This is a genomic window from Microbacterium sp. 8M, assembly GCF_902506375.1.
Lineage (GTDB): Bacteria > Actinomycetota > Actinomycetes > Actinomycetales > Microbacteriaceae > Microbacterium.
The window spans coordinates 832,565-852,076 of the sequence record NZ_LR733284.1; the positions used below are offsets into that span (position 1 = coordinate 832,565).

General features: G+C 70.6%; 16 protein-coding genes. 6 read left to right on the forward strand and 10 right to left on the reverse strand.

The window, feature by feature from the left end:
- Entirely contained in the window at positions 1-579 is a 579-nt protein-coding gene (locus tag AERO9AM_RS03950; protein WP_236602467.1) for a TetR/AcrR family transcriptional regulator, read from the reverse strand.
- Positions 580-703: 124 nt separating this feature from the next.
- Positions 704-2,152, reverse strand: coding sequence for an MFS transporter (locus tag AERO9AM_RS03955; protein ID WP_236602468.1), 1,449 nt, complete (start codon positions 2,150-2,152; stop codon positions 704-706).
- 96 nt (positions 2,153-2,248) lie between these two features.
- Between AERO9AM_RS03955 and AERO9AM_RS03960 the strand changes: the two genes are divergently transcribed.
- Positions 2,249-4,471 (forward strand): beta-glucosidase family protein, encoded by a 2,223-nt coding sequence (locus tag AERO9AM_RS03960; protein WP_159574988.1) that lies wholly within the window; start codon positions 2,249-2,251, stop codon positions 4,469-4,471.
- 87 nt (positions 4,472-4,558) lie between these two features.
- Here the strand turns inward: AERO9AM_RS03960 and AERO9AM_RS03965 are convergent, their stop codons facing one another.
- The 4 genes from AERO9AM_RS03965 to AERO9AM_RS03980 all read right to left on the reverse strand — a co-directional run bounded on the left by AERO9AM_RS03965 (position 4,559) and on the right by AERO9AM_RS03980 (position 8,709).
- Positions 4,559-6,088 carry a lipase maturation factor family protein gene (locus AERO9AM_RS03965; protein WP_159574989.1) on the reverse strand — a complete coding sequence of 510 codons (1,530 nt, stop codon included), beginning with the start codon at positions 6,086-6,088 and terminating at the stop codon, positions 4,559-4,561.
- Positions 6,089-6,175: 87 nt separating this feature from the next.
- Complete coding sequence (locus AERO9AM_RS03970; protein WP_159574990.1) at positions 6,176-6,559, reverse strand: RidA family protein; 384 nt, start codon at positions 6,557-6,559, stop codon at positions 6,176-6,178.
- A gap of 23 nt (positions 6,560-6,582) precedes the next feature.
- Complete coding sequence (locus tag AERO9AM_RS03975; protein ID WP_159574991.1) at positions 6,583-7,314, reverse strand: IclR family transcriptional regulator; 732 nt, start codon at positions 7,312-7,314, stop codon at positions 6,583-6,585.
- 141 nt (positions 7,315-7,455) lie between these two features.
- On the reverse strand, positions 7,456-8,709 hold the full coding sequence (locus AERO9AM_RS03980) for an alanine racemase (protein ID WP_159574992.1): 1,254 nt from the start codon (positions 8,707-8,709) through the stop codon (positions 7,456-7,458).
- Positions 8,710-8,789: 80 nt separating this feature from the next.
- Here AERO9AM_RS03980 and AERO9AM_RS03985 point away from each other — a divergent pair, with 80 nt between their 5' ends.
- Positions 8,790-9,692 (forward strand): sugar kinase, encoded by a 903-nt coding sequence (locus AERO9AM_RS03985; protein WP_159574993.1) that lies wholly within the window; start codon positions 8,790-8,792, stop codon positions 9,690-9,692.
- 55 nt (positions 9,693-9,747) lie between these two features.
- Positions 9,748-10,350, forward strand: a complete 603-nt coding sequence (locus tag AERO9AM_RS03990) for a bifunctional 4-hydroxy-2-oxoglutarate aldolase/2-dehydro-3-deoxy-phosphogluconate aldolase (protein ID WP_159574994.1) — start codon at positions 9,748-9,750, stop codon at positions 10,348-10,350.
- Positions 10,351-10,557: 207 nt separating this feature from the next.
- Here the strand turns inward: AERO9AM_RS03990 and AERO9AM_RS03995 are convergent, their stop codons facing one another.
- From AERO9AM_RS03995 to AERO9AM_RS04005, 3 genes are read right to left on the reverse strand one after another with little or no spacing between them, the layout of a single operon-like run.
- On the reverse strand, positions 10,558-11,487 hold the full coding sequence (locus AERO9AM_RS03995) for a glycine betaine ABC transporter substrate-binding protein (RefSeq protein ID WP_159574995.1): 930 nt from the start codon (positions 11,485-11,487) through the stop codon (positions 10,558-10,560).
- Complete coding sequence (locus AERO9AM_RS04000) at positions 11,480-12,427, reverse strand: ABC transporter permease (protein ID WP_159574996.1); 948 nt, start codon at positions 12,425-12,427, stop codon at positions 11,480-11,482. Before AERO9AM_RS04000 ends, AERO9AM_RS03995 begins: the two co-directional genes overlap by 8 nt.
- Complete coding sequence (locus AERO9AM_RS04005) at positions 12,424-13,758, reverse strand: quaternary amine ABC transporter ATP-binding protein (protein ID WP_159574997.1); 1,335 nt, start codon at positions 13,756-13,758, stop codon at positions 12,424-12,426. The genes AERO9AM_RS04000 and AERO9AM_RS04005 overlap by 4 nt, the downstream gene beginning before the upstream one ends.
- 295 nt (positions 13,759-14,053) lie before the next feature.
- On the opposite strand from AERO9AM_RS04005, the gene AERO9AM_RS04010 reads away from it, so the two are divergent.
- Together AERO9AM_RS04010 and AERO9AM_RS04015 are read left to right on the forward strand one after the other, a co-directional pair.
- Complete coding sequence (locus AERO9AM_RS04010) at positions 14,054-14,575, forward strand: DUF6578 domain-containing protein (RefSeq protein WP_159574998.1); 522 nt, start codon at positions 14,054-14,056, stop codon at positions 14,573-14,575.
- A 126-nt stretch (positions 14,576-14,701) separates the two neighbouring features.
- A complete protein-coding gene (locus AERO9AM_RS04015; protein WP_159574999.1) occupies positions 14,702-16,039 on the forward strand; it encodes an HNH endonuclease in 1,338 nt (445 codons plus the stop codon).
- Between the two features lie 159 nt (positions 16,040-16,198).
- Here AERO9AM_RS04015 and AERO9AM_RS04020 read toward each other — a convergent pair whose 3' ends face one another.
- The gene (locus AERO9AM_RS04020; protein ID WP_159575000.1) at positions 16,199-17,350 is read right to left on the reverse strand and encodes a class I SAM-dependent methyltransferase; all 1,152 of its coding nucleotides are present in this window, start codon (positions 17,348-17,350) and stop codon (positions 16,199-16,201) included.
- Positions 17,351-17,473: 123 nt separating this feature from the next.
- Between AERO9AM_RS04020 and AERO9AM_RS04025 the strand changes: the two genes are divergently transcribed.
- A complete protein-coding gene (locus AERO9AM_RS04025; RefSeq protein ID WP_159575001.1) occupies positions 17,474-19,495 on the forward strand; it encodes a DUF5107 domain-containing protein in 2,022 nt (673 codons plus the stop codon).
- Positions 19,496-19,512 lie beyond the last annotated feature (17 nt).

Below are 19,512 nucleotides of genomic sequence, written 5' to 3' on the forward strand. Positions count from 1 at the left end.
CTACGTGGTCGCGTGCCGATCCTCTGCGCGGAAGGATGCCGCGCACAGCGTGCGCCACAGCTGTCGCAGCCGGCCGGCCATGTCGACGTTCCTGTCCATCAGCCATTGCACCTGCAGACCGTCGGCGGCCACGATCATCTGCTCGGCGATGTCCGCCGCGCACGCGTCGGGACTGATCTGACCCGAGCCCTGGGCGATCCGCACATCCCCCGCCAGCGCCTCGCGCAGCGCGTCGTACCTGCGGTGGAAGAACTCCCGGGACGGATGACGCGGATCGCCGGCGACCTCGGCAGCGTACTCCGCGAACAGCTGCACCAGCCCGGGCACGTGCTGGTTGTGCTCGATGACGGCGAGGAACCCGTCGATACCGACCGGGGCGCGCGCGTACCGGGCCTCGTCGCGCTCGTCGCGGGCCTGGATGATCGCGCAGAACAGCTCGTCCCGCGATCGGAAATGATGCATGAGTCCGGCCTGCGTCAGCCCCACGCGCTCGGCGATGTGGCGGATCAGGGCCCCGCGGCTGCCGTTCTCGGCGATCACCTCGAGCGCGGCGTCGAGGATCTCAGCCCGTTTCAGCACGCCCTTGGTGTACCCGCCGCGCGTTCCGCGCGAAGATTCGATCACGGTATCCCCCCGATGGATCCCGAGCGCAGCCTCGGTCGAGGAGCGGGCCGAGGCTCCCGTCCCCGGCCCGCCCTCTGTGCTACTTGACCTTCTTGATCGGGAAGATCACGAGAGCGCCGATCAAAGCCAGCACGCCGCAGACGCTGAACCAGAGCGCGTAGTTGCTTCCGTTCGCGCTCCCGACATAGACCATGATGCCGCCGATCATCGGGGCGAAGGTCTGCGGGAGCGCATTCGCCATGTTGAACACGCCCAGGTCCTTGCCCGAGTTGTCCGGGTTCGGCAGCACATCGACGACCAACGCCAGGTCGACGCCGACGTAAATGCCGTACGCCGCGCCCATCAAGGCCTCGAGCACGAAGAACGACCCAACGTCCTGGATGAAGATCAGTGCCACGGTTCCCACCGCGAATAGTGCCGTCGATCCCCAGACGAAGACCTTGCGCTTGCCGATCCGGTCCGACCACCAGCCGGCGACCATGCTCACCGGGACGAGCACGATCGTGTAGATCAGCACGCTCAGCGAGATCGTCGGGACGACATCCGCTTCCTTCAGACCGACGTGATTCATCAGGTAGAAGTACCGGAACGCCGAGAATCCGAAGCTGGCGAAGGTGATGAGGAAGCGCGACCACCAGGCCAGCGCGTAGTCGGGGAACTTCATCGGGCTGACCCAGAACGTCTCCCACCATTCGCGGAGATCAGCACGCGGCGGCTTGACCGGGAGCACCTGATCCGGCAGCACGAATGCGAACACGATCATGGCCACGATCGCGAGGAGCGAAGGAGCGACGAACATGATGACGAGGTCGTTCATGAACCACTGAGCGACGTAAGTTCCGCCCAGGACGCCCACGTTCTGCGCAATGCCGAGAGCGGCAGTCACCTTGCCGCGCTGGAACCGCGGCACCTGATCGGCGATCGTCGCGATGAACGGCGCGAGCGTCATGTTCGCACCGAGTTGCGCGAGAGCCCAGCCCACCGTGGCAAGGAACAGATTCGGGGCGACCGCCATGATCAGGAACGCGATCGTCATGATCACGGTGCCGAGCACAATCCAAATACGGCGGCGACCCCATTTCGAGGTGGTTCGGTCCGAGAGGCGGCCGAACACGACGTTCGCAATTGTCGCGAAGAGGGCGCCAACACCGCCAAGTACCGCGCCCGCGCCCGTCGCACCGTCCGCCGTGATCGCCCCCGCATGCACGAGGGACGAGATCTTGATGCCGATCCCGACAATGGCGGGTCCGAGGAGCGCGATGAAGAAGAGAAGCTGTGCGATCAGCAACCAGGCGACATAGCCGCCCTTCGCGGGTTCGGTCGGCTCCGGGAACCAATGATGATCCCGGGGCGTTGCGCTGGCGACCGTCATCCCCGAGGGAACTCCCGCGGCGGAACCGCTGACTGAACTCATACCTGCCTCCTTTGGCCGGCCGAGGAGGAGAGCGGACACCACGCTGCGCCGCCAGGGAGCTCCGGGCCTCGTGCGTGAAAACCTATACGGTTCAAGTTTCTGTTGCAAGAACATTTCAGCCGCCCGCGCCGGCGACCACTGGAGCGCTTGTCTGCAAAAACCTACGCCACTATGGTTTTCCCAATGAACCCCGATGGCAAGGAGCCTGCAATGACGGACGCCCCGGATCTGCGCGCCGCAGACCTCACGCTCGAAGAGAAGGCGGCGCTCACAAGCGGGGCCGACTTCTGGACCACGAAGGCGATCGACCGGGTCGGGATCCCCTCGATCATGCTGACCGACGGCCCGCACGGTCTGCGCAAGCAGGCCGCAGGCAACGACCACCTCGGCCTCGCCGGATCCGTGCCGGCCACCTGCTTCCCGCCGGCCGTCGGCCTGAGCGCGACGTTCGACCCGGAGCTCGCGGAACGCGTGGGCGTCGCCCTCGGCGTCGAGTCGGCGATCGAGGACGTCGCGGTCATCCTCGGCCCCGGCATCAACATCAAGCGTTCGCCGCTATGCGGCCGCAACTTCGAGTACATGTCGGAGGATCCGATCGTCTCCGGCGCGATGGGCGCCGGGCTGGTGAAGGGGATCCAGTCACAGGGCGTCGGCAGCTCGCTCAAGCACTTCGCTGCCAACAACCAGGAGACCGATCGCCTGCGGGTATCCAGCGACGTGGATCCGCGGCCGCTGCGGGAGATCTACCTGCGCGGTTTCGAGCGTGTGGTCCGCGATGCGCAGCCGTGGACCGTGATGTGCTCGTACAACCGCATCAACGGCGTGTACGCGTCGGAGGATCCCTGGCTGCTCACAGAGGTGCTGCGCGACGAGTGGGGCTACCAGGGCATCGTCGTCTCCGACTGGGGCGCCGTGAACGACCGCATCGCCGGCATCGTCGCCGGGATGGATCTCGAGATGCCGTCGAGCGGCGGCCGCACCGACGCGGAGATCGTCGCGGCGGTGCGCGAGGGGCGACTCGACGAGAAGGAGCTGGACGTGGTCGTGGACCGCCTCCTCGCCCTGGCCGCCAAGGCGCAGGCCCGCCCCGCCGCCCGCGGACCGCTCGACGTCGACGCCCACCACGCCCTCGCCCGCGAGGTCGCCGGGAGGGCGATCGTGCTGCTCAAGAACGAGGGAGTGCTGCCCCTGGCACGCGACGCTCGCCTCGCGGTGATCGGCGAGTTCGCGCGCACGCCGCGCTACCAGGGCGCCGGTTCCTCGCAGATCAACCCCACCCGGGTGGATGCCGCCCTGGACGCGATCCGCGCGGTCGCCGGCGACGTGCCGTTCGCTGCCGGTTTCGACATCACGCCCGAGGGCGTGCCCGACGCCGACACCGCGCGGCTGCGCGACGAGGCCGTCGCCGTCGCCCGCGACGCGGAGACGGTGCTCCTGTTCCTCGGCGTGCCCTCGCACGAGGAGTCGGAGGGCTACGACCGCGAGCACATCGACCTCCCGGCGGCGCAGCTCGAACTCCTCGACGCCATCGTCGAGGTGAATCCGAACGTCGTCGTCGTGCTCTCCAACGGCGGGGTGGTCGCCCTGCCGTTCGCCGACAAGGTGCCGGCGATCGTGGAGGCGTGGCTGCTCGGCCAGGCCGGCGGATCCGCCACGGCCGACGTGCTGTTCGGCGACGTGAACCCGTCCGGCCGGCTGGCGGAGACCATCCCGCTGCGCCTCGAGGACACCCCGGCGTTCGGCAACTTCCCCGGCGAGCACGGACACGTGCGCTACGGCGAAGGGCTTCTCGTCGGCTACCGCTGGTACGACGAGAAGCGGCTCGCCGTGCGGTATCCGTTCGGACACGGCCTGTCGTACACGACCTTCGCCTACGGGGAGGCGACCGCCGCGGTGCGCGAGGACGGAGACATCGTCGTCCTGGTGCCGGTGACGAACACGGGCACCGTCGCCGGACGTGAGGTCGTGCAGGCGTACACCGCGCTGCCCGGGTCGAGCGTGCAGCGTCCTCCGCGCGAGCTCAAGGCGTTCGCGTCAGTGCAGCTGGCACCGGGCGAGACCGCGTCGGTCGCCCTGCGGATCCGCCGGTCGGAGCTGGCGTACTGGGATGTCCGCCTCGACCGCTGGATCGTGGAGGGCGGCGACTACGTCATCGAGGTGGGTGCGTCCAGCCGCGACCTGCGCACCTCGGCCAGGGTCGCCGTGGAAGGCGATGAGGTCGTGCTGCCGGTGTCGCTGAACTCGTCCTTCGACGAGCTGCTGCAGGATCCGGTCGTGGGCGCCGACCTGCGGGCGCTGATCGAGGAGCGCTACGGCACGGGCGAGAACCAGCTGCTGAAGATGCTCGGCAACTTCCCGGTCGGCCGCCTGGACGGCTTCCCGCTGCCGCGGACCGACCTGGTCGAGCTCGTGGAGCGCGCGCAGCGCGGGTGACGTCCCGCGTCGGTTCGCGGCACGGAGCTTCGCGACACGCAGCTTCGCGGCACGCAGCTTCGCGGCACGGAGGACGGAGGGCGTCGGTCACCTCGGACCGGCGCCCTCGCCGTCGGAGAGCGAGAGCGGCCGCACGACGACGCGTCGGCGGTCGCGCTCCCACACGCGCCCGCTCTCGCGGTGCTCGGCGCGGGTGGCGAACCGGTATCGGTAGGCGACGGCCCGCACCTGGGCCGGCCTCTCGCCCGCGAACGGGTCGTGCCGCAGCAGCCGCAGCGTCGGCGGATCCGCCTCCAGCAGGCGCACGAGGAGCATCGCGAACCAGTCCTCGTACATCCGCCCCAGCGGCAGGAACCACATCAGCCAGTCCAGCCGCAGGTGATACGGCGCGAACTGCCGCGGGACCCGATGAAGGTCGCCCGGCTTGCCCTTGAAGTGGTACTCGCGCCACTCCCCCACGATCGGATCCGGATCCGCGTCGGGCCGCATCGTGCCCTCGATGACGATCTCGATCCGCTCCTTCGTGACCGTGCCGAAGGCCCCGTAGGCGTTGGCGAGCTGCCAGCGGTTGAACGACGCGTTCATCGCCTGGGTGCGCGAGAACAGGTTGCGCACGGCAGGCACGGAGAGCCAGACGTACAGCACGCCCACCGCCGTGGTCACCACGAGCCAGGGCAGCCAGAGCCCATCGACGACCCACGGCAGCACTGTGGGGGCCTGCCGTGGAGCACCGGACGGGATCCCGATCGCCGAGAAGGCGAGCACGATCGTCGCCCAGTTCAGCCACGCGAAGTTGCCCGTGAGCACGAGCCACAGCTGCGTCGCGATGACGACGATCGCACCCGCCGCACCGACGATCGCGGGCCAGGTCGCTGAGCCCGTCGAAGCGCCGGGGATCCACAGCCCCAGGATCGGAGCGAGCAGCAGCCACGGCGCGCCGAGCTGGGCGACGTGGTTGCCGATCACCTCCATCCGGTGGAACCACGCGGGCAGCAGATGCGCCTGCCTGCTGAGCGGACCAGGCATCGGCTGGGTCTCATGGTGGTACATGAGCGCGGTGAGGTCGCGCCACTCGCGCCCGCCCCGGATCTTGATCATGCCGGCGCCGAACTCGAGCCGGATCACGAGCCACCAGAACAGCACGATGATCACGGTGGGCGGCGGCTCGGAGTCGGATCCGAGGAACGCGGCGAGGAACCCGGCCTCCAGCAGCAGCATCTCCCAGCCGAAGCCGTAGAAGGTCTGCCCGATCGACGAGATCGACATGTACCCGAGCCAGAGCAGCAGGAAGCACGCCATCGGCACCCATGGCGGGGCGAGCTGCGGGATCCCGGCGACCAGCGCGACGGAGACGACGATGCCGGCGACGCAGAGCGCCACAAGGCGACGGTCGGAGTACCGGACCCGGCGGAACAACGTCGGGCGCAGGAGCCTGCGGGCGCGGGCGGAGTTGCCGACCCACGCCAGCAGCTCCGGCGCCGGCAGCAGCCCGTGCTCTCCGAGCAGCGCTCGGAACTGGTTCAGGGTGCTGACGAACGCGACGAAGTACAGCGCGGCGATGCCCCTCTGGAGCACCTCTCGCGCGAACCCGAAGTCGACCGCCGCGAAGCCGTCCATGAATCCAGGCTAGGGCCGACGCGACCGCGTGGGAGGGGCCTTGACAGCCGGACGCCGCACCCGGGCGGCATCCGGATGCGGGCCGCCTCAGACCTGGGGCAGCGCCGCGACCACGTCGATCTCGACGAGGATCCCCGCCAGCTGGGAGCCCACCGTCGTGCGCACGGGATACGGAGCCGTGAAGAACTCCTGGTAGGCCTCGTTGAACTCGGCGAAGTCGGCGAGGTCCTGCAGGTGCACCGTCGACTTGACCACGTCGTCCATGGTCAGGCCGTGCACCGCGAGTACCTTCTGGATGTTGCGCAGCACCTGACGGGTCTGGTCGCCCACATTGTCGGCGATGGCGTGGTCGTTCGCCGCGTCCTGCGGGCCGAAGCCGGCCGTGTACAGGAATCCGTTCGCGACGACCCCGTGGCTGTAGGGGCCGGCGGGGGCGGGGGCGCCTTCGGCGTAGAACCCGATCTTGGGCATCTTCTTCTCCTTCTCGGTGCGGTTCATCCCAGCTGGCGGGAGATCTCTGCGGCGGTCTCGCGCAGCATGGGCACGCGCTGCTCGAGCTGCTCGCGGCTCTGGGCGGCGCGCAGCGCCGTGAGCGACAGCGCGCCGACGACGCCGGCGGACGTCACGATCGGCACCGCGACGCACCCGACGAAGTCCTCGAACTCGGCGTCGTCGAGCGCCCACCCGCGTCGTGCGGTGACAGCGAGGTCGGCGTCGAGGGCCGCGCGAGTGGTCAGGGTGTTGGCGGTGTACCGATGCCAGTCGCATCCGGCGAGCACGGCGTCGCGGCGGTCGGTCGGCAGTTCGGCGAGAACCGCCTTGCCGATGCCGCTGCAGTACGGCGGCACCGAGGCGCCGACCCGGGAGTACATCCGCACACCGGCTGCATCCTCGACCTTGTCGACGTACACGATCTCGTCGCCGATCAGCGCACCCAGATGCACGGTGTTGCCGACGATGCGATGCAGCCGGCGCATGTGCGCGAAGGCGGCGCCACGCAGATCGAGCTGCTCGAGGGCGGCGCCGCCGAGCACGGCGAGCTGCATGCCCAGCGCGTAGCGTCCGTCGGCCTGCTTCCGCACGAAGCCGACGTGCTCCAGGCTCTGCAGCTCGCGGAACATCGTCGTGCGGTGGATCCCGAACTCCGCGGCGAGCTCGCTCACCGACGAGGGCTCGCCGGTGAGCGAGGCCAGGATGGCGGCGGCGCGGGTGACGCTCTGCGACATCGGCTCACGCACCTCCTCTGCGCAGGCCGCGGCCGGGAAGCAGGCCGCGGCCGGCGACGTCGACGCGCACGGCACCGGCCGGTGTGACCACCGAACCACCGCGCAGGACTGCACGACCGGACATGACGCTCCTCGAAGTCTTCAGAAGTAAGTGCGGACGAGGCCGATGACCGCACCGGATTCGAGCGAGTCGACGACCGGCATCACGCGCCACTTGTCGAACGCGGTGCAGGGGTGCGAGAGGCCGAATCGCACGACCGAACCGATCGGCAGCGGCTCAGCCGGCCGTACGTATGCGTGCTGGTCGTTCATGGCCGAGACGCCGGCCTCGACCGGCTGCCAGGGCCCGGAGAGGTCGGCCGCGACGGCGCGCGGGATCGGCAGACCCTCGTCGTAGGGGAAGTCGCGCTTGCCGGCGTCGACCAGCGCGAGGCCGGCCTCGGGAGCCGACACGACGCGGGCGATGCCGTGCATCGCGTTGACGAAATGGGGTCCCTCGCCCGCGCCGCCCTCGTCGAACGGCGAGATGCCGCGGTAGAACCCGTCGTCGTGCACGATGTACGCGCCGGAGCGCAGGGTGAAGCGGGTGCGCCCGTCGCGCTCGGCAGCGGACCACACCTCGGCGACGATCTCGAAGTAGGCGCTGCCTCCGGCGGTCACGTACACCTCGCCGTCGTCGTAGAGCGGCGTGATCGCACGGTGCAGCGCGAGCTGGGTCTCGAGGTAGGTGCGCACTGCAGCGAGTCCCTCGGGCGAGCGGTCGTGCGCGAGGCTGCCCTCATAGCCCGCGACGCCGGCCAGACGCAGCACGTCGGATGCCGCGATGCGCTCGGCGAGCGCGACGGCCTCGTCGACGGAACGGGCGCCGGTGCGTCCGCCCTCGGCGCCCAGCTCGACGCACACGTCGATCGGGCGCGGCAGCTCCGTTCCGCTCAACCCGCGCTCCATGGCGTCGACGGTGGCGAGCGAGTCGGCCCAGCAGACGAACCGGAATGCGGGGTCGGCGAGCTCGCCCGCGAGCCACGTCAATGCACGGGCGTCGACGGCGGAGTTGGCGAGCATGATCGAGTCGAGACCGAGGTCGCGGCCGGTGCGCACCTGCCCCATGGTCGCGAGAGTGATGCCCAGGGCGCCGGCGTCGATCTGACGCTTCCACAGCTCCGGCGCCATCGTGGTCTTGCCGTGCGGCATGATCTCCAGGCCGCGCTCGGCGCACCAGGCGGCCATGGTCGCGACATTCGCTCGCATCCCGGCGTCGTCGAGCACGATCAGCGGCGTCCAGAACTCGTCGAGGCGGGGTCCGGTCGCGAGGAACTCGGATACCGCCATGCCGATCGCGCGTTCCGGGATCCCCTTGTCGCGTGCCGTGAGCAGCTCGTCGTCCATGCGGGCCATTCTGCACTCCTTCTCGAGGGGTGTGCAAATAGCACAACACTCGTTGCACCACACGCACATGCTGCTTCACCATGGTGACCATGCCCGACACGCGCGTCCCACGCCTGATCGCCATCGGCGAGACGATGGCCCTCGTCACCCCTGCCCACGCGGAGGCTCTGGCGACGGCGCAGGAGGTGCGGCTGCTCATCGGCGGCGCCGAGTCGAACGTGGCGATCCACGCCGCGCATCTCGGAATCCCGACGGCCTGGATCAGCGCCGTGGGCCGGGACGCCCTCGGCACGCGGGTGCGTGACGAGATCGCCCGCCATGGCGTCGATGTCGACTGGGTCTTCGCCGACCCCGCCGCACCCACCGGCGTGTATTTCAAAGACCCGGGCAACGGCGTGCTCTACTACCGCCGCGGCTCGGCCGCCTCCGCGATGAGCCCGGCGACCATCGCCGCGGTCCCGCTCGAGCAGGCGGATTTCGTGCACGTCTCGGGAATCACCCCGGCTCTTTCACACTCCTGCGCCGCACTCATCGACACCGTGTTCGACCGCGTCGGCGCCGGGTCCGGCATTCTGAGCTTCGACGTCAACCATCGCGCGGCACTGTGGGCGCCCGGCGTGGCCGCCCCCTCCCTGCTCGCGCTCGCGCGCCGCGCCGACCTCGTGTTCGTCGGCCTCGACGAGGCCGAAGGCCTGTGGGGCACGGCCGATGCGGATGCGGTGCGCGCGCTGATTCCGGGACCGCAGCTGCTCGTCGTCAAGGACGGCGACGTCGGAGCCACCGAGTTCCACCGCACGGACGGCGGCGATGAGCGCACGTTCGTGCCGGCGATCGAGACCGAGGTGGTCGAGGCCGTCGGCGCGGGCGACGCGTTCGCCGCCGGCTACCTGGCCGCCCATCTGCAGGGCGCGGGGGCCATGGAGCGCCTCGTCGCCGGCCACCACCGGGCTCACCTCGTGCTGCAGTCCACCGCCGACCTCCTGCCCGGCTGAGAAGACCCTGCTGCGCCGCGCGGCCGCAGCGTGACGAAGCGAAAGGCTCCCGATCATGACCGACAACTCCGCATTCGACGAGATCTTCCATGAAGTGCCGCTCATGGCGATCCTTCGTGGCATGGGCGTCGAGCGCACGCTCGCCACGGCGACCCGCGCCTGGGATCTCGGCATCACGGCCGTCGAGGTCCCCGTGCAGACGCCGACCGACGTCGAGGCGCTGCGAGTGCTCGTCGACGCCGCCCGCGAGCGCGGCCTGACCGTGGGAGCTGGCACCGTCGTGTCGCTCGAGCACGTGCGCCAGGCGGCAGCGGCGGGAGCCGCGTTCACCGTGAGCCCCGGCCTCGACCTCGACGTGGTCCGGGCCTCGCACGAGGCGGGCATGCCGTCCCTGCCGGGCGTCTCGACCGCTTCCGAAGTGCAGCGCGCGCTCGGCGGCGGGCTCACCTGGCTGAAAGCGTTCCCGGCCTCGCTGCTGGGCACCGGCTGGTTCCCCGCGATGCGCGGCCCCTTCCCGCAGGCGAAGTTCGTCGCCACGGGAGGCATGGACTCCACCAACGCCCGGGCGTACCTCGACGCCGGTGTGCGGGTCGTCGCCGTCGGCTCGGCGCTGGAAGACGAGGAGCAGCTGCCCGCGCTGGCGCAGCTGCTCGGCTGAGCGCAGCCGCAGCCGTATCCGCACCGAGGCCGACGACGTCGTCACGCACCGAGGCCGGCGGCGGCGTCACGCACCGAGGCCGGCGGCGGCGTCACGCACCGAGGCCGGCGGCGGCGTCACGCACCGAGGCCGGTGGCGGCGTCACGCACCGCAGACCCCGATCCCCTGGTCACCGCTGAGATCTGAGCTCCCGCCGCACGTGGTGGATCACTTCTCGATCCAGGAGAACTCGTCGCCGTGCTTCCGGATCCAGGCGTCGATCGCCTGAGGCTCCTCGCCCTCGCCGAACTCGTTCACGACCGTGTCCTCGAGCGAGCCGTACTGGTCGTCGTCGAGGACGATCTTCGAGATCAGCTTCGCGGCGTCGGGGTGCTCCTTCGCGAAGCCCTTCGCGCCGAGGAAATGCAGCCCCTCCGGCTTGCCCATCGCGCCCTTCGGATCCTTGAGATCCTTCACGGGGAAGGCGCTGTTGGCCCAGAACGGACGCCACAGGGTGACCGCGATCTCCTGCTTCTTGTCGGTCGCCGACTTCAGCTCGGTGAGCATCGCCGCCGTGGACGAGGTGACGAGCTGGTACTCGTCGCCCAGACCGTACTGCGGCATCATCTTCTGGGTCTGCGCGGTGAGGCCGGCACCGGGCTCGATGCCGATGAGCTTGCCGCCGAACTGCGCGCCCCTGCCCTTGAGCTCGTCGATCGAGTCGATGTCCGAGTAGGTCGGCACCGCGATCGTGAGGCGCGCGTCGTCGTAGTACGTGCCGAGGTCGTCGATCGAGCCCCGGTAGGTGTCCATGTAGGCCTTCTGCGTGAGCTCCGGCCACGCGGACGGGAAGATGTCCACATCGCCCTGCGACAGACCCGCGTACAGCGGGCCGGCGTCGGAGAGAGTCTGCATCTTCACGTCGTAGCCCAGCTTGCCGAGCTGGTCCTGCAGGAGGTACGCCGTGCTGCGGCCGTCGGTCCAGCTGGGAAGGAACCCGATCGTGATCGTGCCCTTGTCGCCGGATCCGGTCGCGTGCGAGGGAGCCTTGCCTGCCATCTCGAGCGTGCCGCCCGCGCCGTCGCTCGCGCAGCCGGTCAGGGCGACGAGAGCGGCGACGCCGAGCGCCACCAGGGTGGACATCGTGCGCTTACGCATGCTGCAGCTCCTTCTCCTCGACGGATCCTTCCGGGGTCGCCTCGATCACGGCGGAGGTCGCCGCGAGGCGTCGCTCGCTGCGTCGGCGCGCCAGCATGCCGAGCAGCGACCCGGGGTGCTCGCCGAGCGAGCCCAGCGATGCCGTCACCCGGTCGAGGAACACCGCGATGAGCACCACGCCGAGTCCGGCCTCGACGCCCTTGGCGATGTTGACGGTCGAGATCGCCTCGACCACGAGCTTGCCGAGTCCGTCGGCGCCGGCCATGCCGGCGATGACCGCCATCGAGAGGGCGAGCATGATCACCTGGTTCACACCGGCGAGGATCGTCGGCATCGCGAGCGGCAGCTGGATCCCGCGCAGGATCTGCGCCGGGGTCGCACCGAACGACTGCCCGGCTTCGACCGTCTCGGAGTCGACGCCGCGGATGCCGAGCTCGGTGAAGCGGACGCCCGGAGGCAGGGCGAAGATGACCGTGGCCACGAGACCCGGCACCACGCCGATGCTGAAGAAGACGATCGCCGGGATCAGGTAGACGAAGGCCGGCATGGTCTGCATGAAGTCCAGCACGGGCTTGAGCACCGCGCGCACGGTGGTGTTGCGGGCCGACCAGATGCCGAGCGGGATCGCGATCAGCACGGCGATCGCGCCCGCGACGAGCACGAGGGCGAGCGTCTGCATCGCGGGGACCCACAGGCCCATCGCCACGATCAGCCCGAACGAGACCACGGTGCCGATCGCGAGCCGCCACGAGCGCACGAGCCACGCGATGAGCGCGGCGACGATGATCACCACGTAGAACCACGGCAGCAGCAGGAGGAAGCTCAGCCCGTCGACGAGGAACGACACGGCGACCGAGATGACGTGCAACAGGCCGTCGAGGTTGTCCTTGATCCAGTCGACGGCGACCGCGACCCAGGATCCGAGGGGAAGGACGTTCATCGGGTGACCTCCTCGGTCGACGAGCCCGGCGCAGTGCGGGTGGTTCCCGTTGCAGGGCCGGCTGTGGGGGCGGTCCAGCCGTCGTCGAGGACGGCGTCGATCTCGGCCTGCGGCAGCGGCAGCACCGGCAGGTTGATCTCGCCGGTGGCGCCGGGTCCGGGACCGAGCGCGGCGAGCAGGGTGATGCGCGGGATGACGCCGACGAGCCGGCCCTCGGCATCGGCCACGGCCAGCGGCAGCGGCGACTCCACGGCCGGGATGAAGAGGTTCATGAGCACCTCGCCCTCGTCCACGACCTGCGTGGCGGGCTTGAGCGCGGAGGTGATCGTGGTGGCGCCGCGGCGGATCAGCTTCACCACGTCGCGATCGGTGACGATGCCGATGAGCTTGCGGTCGCGGCCGACGACGTACGTCGCCGACATGAAGGCGTCGCGCATCTGCTTGAGCGCCGTGCGCGGACCGGCGGTCTCGGAGACGACCGGACGCGGGCGCTCCATGACGTTGGCGGCGGTGAGCACGCGGGCACGGTCGACGTCCTGCACGAACTGCTCGACGTAGCTGTTCGCGGGGTCGGTGAGGATGTCCTCGGGCGTGCCGATCTGCACGATGCGGCCGTCGCGCATGACGGCGATGCGATCGCCGAGGAACATGGCCTCGTTGAGGTCGTGCGTGATGAAGACGATGGTCTTCTGCAGCTTCTGCTGCAGGTCGAGCAGCTGCTCCTGCATCTCGCGGCGGATCAGCGGGTCCAGCGCGCTGAACGCCTCGTCCATGAGCAGGATGTCGGTGTCGGCGGCGAGGGCGCGGGCGATGCCGACGCGCTGCTGCATGCCTCCGGACAGCTCGGACGGCAGCTTCTCCCCCTGCCCTTCCAGGCCCACGAGGGTCAGGATCTCCTCGGCCCGTGCCAGGCGCTCGGTCTTGCCGATCCCCTTCAGCTCGAGCGGATAGGCCACGTTCGCGGCCACCGTGCGGTGCGGCAGCAGGGCGAAGTGCTGGAACACCATGGAGATGCGGTCGCGGCGGATCTCGCGAAGCCGCGACGCCGGGATGCCGGTGATCGGGTCGCCGGCGACGAGGACGGATCCGTCAGTCGCCTCATGCAGCCCGTTCAGCATGCGGATGATGGTGGACTTGCCGGATCCGGACAGGCCCATGATCACGAAGATCTCGCCGCGCTTCACGGTGAAGCTCGCGTCGATGACGGCGGCGGTGCCGGCGTCGGACACATCGGATCGGGTTTCGCCGGCCTTCAGACGGCGGATGGCCTGGTTCGGATTCTTCCCGAACACCTTGAACAGATGACGCGCTTCCAGAGCGGTATCGGACACGTTTCCCCCGCGGCCTCACCCGTGCGGGGAGGCCTGCATCGGTCACGCCCGGGTGACGATCACAGGGCCGCTTCGACAAAGCCGTGCAGGCGGCGCAGGCGCAGGATTTCGGATCCTGCGCAGAGATCATCGACCGTACGCCCACGCCTCTTCGTGCACAGCAGAATCGAAAGAAGGACGCGGCCGCGGACTGGTCTTGGGGCCTCGCGGCCCGCATTCCAACGTAACGAGATCCTGATCCGGTGGCAAATCCGCCCGGGCTGCCGGCGCGTGCGGCACGGCGTAGGGTGGGCGGATGAGCACCGTGCGCGTGTGGCTTTCCGGGTGGGAATGGGCCTGCTGCGGCGAGCCGTTCGCGGTGGGGGATGCGGTCTCGTTCACCTGCCGTCGGCCGCGCGACACCCGGTTCGTCGAGCGGTTCGGAGCGGCGTTCGCCGAGTCGATCGACATGGTCGAGTCACACCACGATGCGGGAGACGATGAGCGCCCGGCGCAGACCATCCAGGGCAGGGTGCGAGCCATCCACGCCGTGATCGTCGACGAGCGAGTGGTACGGGTGCCTCGCCCTCCGCGGCCGGAGCCTGAGCGGCTCGATCTCGGCAACGGCGTCTCCGCGGGCGCGGGGCCCGCCCCGCCGTACGTGCTCACCTCGGCCACCACCTCCGGAACCGTGCGGCTGCGACGTGAGGTGCGCGTGCCGACGGCCGCCGGCCGGGACTTCTCCGGCGCGGCGGATCCCGCTCCGCGGCCGGATTCCGAGGACGGCGCGATCGTTGCCCGGAGCGCTGGCTGGGTCGTCGACGTCGAAGTCCGGTGACGGCGCGCCGACCCGCTCACCTCGCGGGCGCCGGCAGTCCGATTTGCAGGGATTTCCCAGGTCTCCTGATGAAAAGGGGTGTGGATAACTCTAGAACATAGTTTCGATTCTTGGTAGGATCGGAGCATGCCCAGCACCCTCGACCCGCTTCTGGAAGCCACCCGGCTCCTCGAGCGGACGTGGGGTGGAGCGGGGTCGGGTGCGGGCTTGTCGCGGGCTCAGCTGGTCGCGGTGAACGATGCCATCGGTCGGGTGCGGCGGACCCTGGATGCGGTGCACGCGGAGGTCGCAACCGGGATCGCCCGGGAGTCGCGGCGGGAGCTCGGGCCGGAGTCGCTGGCGAAACAGCAGGGGTTCCGGACCGCGGCGCACCTGATCGCCACCACTACGGGTTCGTCGACCGGGGATGCGCACCGGCTGGTGAAGGTCGGGGAGGCGACCGCGCCGCGCACGAACCTGCTCGGCAAGCCGCTGCCGGCAAAGTTCCCTGCCGTCCGCGCCGCCCTGACGGAGGGGCGGATCGGCGCGGCCGCGGCGGACCTGTTGGTCACCTTCCTCGACCGGATGATCGTCAAGGTCGGCCGTGACGCCGCCGCGGAGGCGGAGGAGTTCCTGGTCGCTATGGCGCCCGGGCTGTCGTTGGATGAGGTGCGGAGGATGATCACCCGCCTCGAGGCGCACCTGGACCCGGACGGGGTCGCACCCCGTGAAGAGGAACTGCGGGCGCGGGCGTCGCTGTCGATGTTCGAACGCGACGGGATGCTGCACCTGAACGCGACCCTCGACCCCGCCCGGGGTGCGGCGGTGAAGACCGCGATCGAAGGGTACGTGTCGGCCGAGTTCGCCGCGAAACGCGAGGGACGGGACCCGGCCGCACCGGACGCGGACCGGCGGACCGTGCAGCAGATCCAGGCCGACGCGCTCGTGCACCTCGCGGAGCACGCGCTCACCTGCCTGCGCAACACCACCCTGAACGGCGCGACCGTCGTGGTCCGGGTCAACGCAGCAGATCTAGAGACCGGCACGGGGTTCGGACTCGTCGACGGGATCACCCAGCCGGTCAGCATCGACACCGTCCGCCGCATGGCCGGCGGAGGCCGCGTCACTCGGTGGGTGTGCGGGGACGACGGGGAGATCCTGAACTGGGGGCGCGAACGGCGCCTGTTCACCCGCGCGCAACGCCTCGCGCTCACCGAACGCGACGGCGGGTGCGCGTTCTGCGGACTCCCACCCGGAATGACCAAAGCCCACCACATCGACTGGTGGGCCAGAGACCACGGCACCACCGACCTCACCAACGGGATCCTGCTCTGCGAAACCTGCCACCACCTGGTACACGACAACGGCTGGGACATCCGCATCGACGGGACCGGCATCCACGCCAAAGTCTGGTTCCTCCCGCCACCCGGCACCGGATCCGCACCCCGCCTCGGCGGACGCGCACGCACCGAACACATCGCCTGACCGGACGGGTGGAGCGACGCGGTGCCCGACCGTCCGGGCCCTTCGACAGGCTCAGGGACCGGACTGGACGGCGCGGGTCCCCGACCGTCCGGGCCCATCGACAGACTCAGGGACCGGACCAGGTGACCTGCGACAGGCTCAGGGACTGGATCCGGCTGCTCAGCGCCAGACCGACCTCGTCACGGTGAACTTCGGGGTGCGCGTGAGCTGCTCGGTCTCTCCGACAGCTGCCGCGAGCGCCCGGCGATGATCGAGATGCGAGTTGAACACCGTCCAGACCTCGCCGCCGGGCCGCAGCATCCGGGCCGCGGCGTCGATCAGCCGGCGCCCGGCACCCTCGTGCACGCTCGCACCCAGATGGAACGGGGGATTCAGCAGCACCAGATCGACGGATCCGTCCGGGATCTCGGATCCGGCATCGTCGAGGGTCACGGTCACCCGGTCGGCGACGCCGTTCGCCTCCATCGTGGCCCGCGCCGAGCGCACCGCGGCCGCCGAGCGGTCGGTCGCGATGATGCGCGCTGCGGGAGCGGCGAGAGCCAGGGATGCGGCGAGAGCCCCCGTGCCGCACCCGAGATCGACGGCCGTGAATCCGTCGCGCCCGGCGAGCGCCGTCAGCTCGGCTGCCCGCTCGCGCATCACGCCGAGGAGCACACGTGTGCCGATGTCCACACGGTCCCCGGCGAACGCTCCGCCGTGCGCGCACAACGTGAGACCGAACTCGGCGTGCGTCGACGACACCGGGAACGGCGGATCCGCCCGCACCGCCAGCGGGACCGACGCCACGATCAGCCGCGACTTCCGCTCCGCCCGCTGCGGCTGCACCCGCTCGAAGCACCGGCCGAGCACCTCGTTCTGCGCCAGGGTCATGTGCTTCACCCGGCCGCCGGCGAGGAGCACCACCTCGGGTGCCGCCCAGCGCGCGATGGCGTCGGAGATCTCCTCGAGCTCGGCGAGCCCCTTCGCCAGCTGAAGCAGCACGAGGCGGACGCCGTCGAGCAGACCCGCATCGAGCTCGTGCGGTGCGAATCCGGCAAGTCCCACCTCCTCCGCATTGCGTGCCAGCGCGCGGCGCCCGGTGACCAGGTCCTGGTGCACCCGCACACCCGTGAAGCCCGCGGCGATGAGCGGCAGCGTCAGCGCGCCGTACCCGTCGCCGATCACCGCGATGGCGGATCCGTCGATCCTGCGCTCGCCCGCGTCCGCCAGCGCAGCGGCCACGAGGAGCTCGTCCGTCGCGTCCCACGCCTGCAGGTTCGGCGCCTCGACATCGGGGAACCGGCGCAGGCGCGCGTACGGGAACTCGGGCACCCGCCCAGCGTACGCGGGCGACCGCACCCGCCGCGGCCCGCTCCGCGCCCAGGAACAGGGCGCGGGGAATGCACGGCGCGGGGAACGCCCGGCGCACAGCAGAGGCGAGGATACTGGGGCACGATGAGCGCAACGTTGACCGTCACCGAGGTCGTCCTCCCCACCGCCCCCGTCGGACCGCCGAATCCCCTTCCCGCCGTGGCGACGATGCCGCAGGCGCCCTATGAGGCCACGACGGCCGGGCTGCCCGCCGAGATGGCGGCGAACATCCGGTACGGGCAGGTGTCGTCGATCCACCCCTACCTGATCCAGGACGGCTACGACCGCCGGCGCGCACCCGCCCCCTTGCGCGTCGCCGTGCTCGAGAACGAACGGCTTCGCGCCGAGTTCGCCCTCGATCTCGGCGGGCGGCTCGTGCGCCTCTTCGACAAGCGCACCGGACGCGACCTCGTGTACCGCAACGCCATCTTCCAGCCGGCGAACCTCGCGCTGCGAGACGCGTGGTTCTCCGGCGGCGCCGAGTGGAACATCGGCATGCGCGGGCACTGGCCGCTCACGGTCGATCCGCTCTACGCCGCCGAGATCACGGGATCGGACGGCGAGCCGATCCTGCGCCTGTGGGAGTACGAGCGCGTGCGCGGGCTGATCCTGCAGATCGATGCGACGCTCGACGAGGCCGCCCTGCACGTGCGGGTGCGGGTGCGCAACCCGCGCGAACGCGAGACCGGGATGTACTGGTGGACCAACATCGCGGTCGCGCAGACTCCGGGCAGCCGCGTGTTCGCCCCGGCGACGCACGCCTACATGACCGCCTACGACGGCACCCTGGAGCGGGTCGACCTGAACCAGCGGGATCCCCGCCACCCGGCGACGGCCTCCGCCGCCGCGGACTACTTCTTCGACCTCGCACCCGGCCTCGCGGCGTCGCCGGATCCCGCCGGCACCGCGGCGCGTCCGTGGATCGCGGCCGTCGATGAGGACGGATCCGGGCTCGCTCACGTCTCGACGGCGCCGCTCGTGGGACGCAAGCTGTTCGTCTGGGGCGACACCCCGGGCGGGCGGCACTGGTGCGACTGGCTCGGCGGCGACACCGGCGCGTACTTCGAGATCCAGGCGGGGCTCGCCACCACGCAGTACGAGCACCTGCGCATGCCCGGTGGCGCGACGTGGGAGTGGACCGAGACGTTCCTGCCGCTGCAGCTCGAGGATCCGGCTCTGGACGGATCCTGGAGCGATGACACTGCGATCGTCGGCGGCCGGGTGCTTCAGGCCGCCGACGCGGCGGGATCCGCCGGCGTCGCGCGCCTCGCATCCGCCGCCGATATCGCCCCGGACGCGCTGCTGTCGATCGGGTCGCCCTGGGGTGCGCTGGAGCAGGAGCTCGCCGACCGCGCGGGCACCGCGTTCGCCGTGCCGGACGGGGTGCGCTTCGTGCGCGACGGCGCCGAGGGCGCGTACTGGGCGGGCCTGCTCGACGCCCCGGCCGACCGCTCCGCGGGCAGCGCGGCCGGAGGCGGCGGCCACGATGGCGGCGCCGACGAACCGGATCCGCTCGACGCACCCGCCTCGTACGTCACCGGCGATGAGTGGGACCATCTGCTCGCCGAGGCGCCCGCCACCTGGCTCACGCACTACCACCGCGCGGTCGCCGCGCACGCCCGCGGAGAGCACGGCACGGCGATCTCGCACTACGAGGCGTCGCTGCGGCACCGGCGCAGCCCGTGGGCGCTGCGCGGGCTCGGCCTCGCCCTGCGGCAGTCGGCCGGCGGCACCGCCGCGCAGTCGGAGGGGATCAACCGCCTCACCGAAGCACACGCGCTCGTGCCCGGCCTTGCCCCGCTGGCCCTCGAGCTCGCCGACGCCCTGCTCGCCGACGGTCGCGCGGAGGAGACGCGCCGGCTGCTGGAGACCCTGCCCACCGAGGTCCGCGCCCTCGGGCGGTTCCGCGTGGCAGAGATCCGCGCGGCGCTCGGCGTGGGCGACCGGGAAACGGCCGGGCGGATCCTCGAGGAGCGCATCGAGGTGCCGAACCTTCGCGAGGGCGAGCTGAGCATGTCGGCGCTATGGCACGAGGCTTTCCCCGATCGCCCCGTCCCGTCCTGGTACGACTTCGAGATGGCGCCGGGCGACGGCGCGCAGCACTGAGGATCCGACCCGCGGCG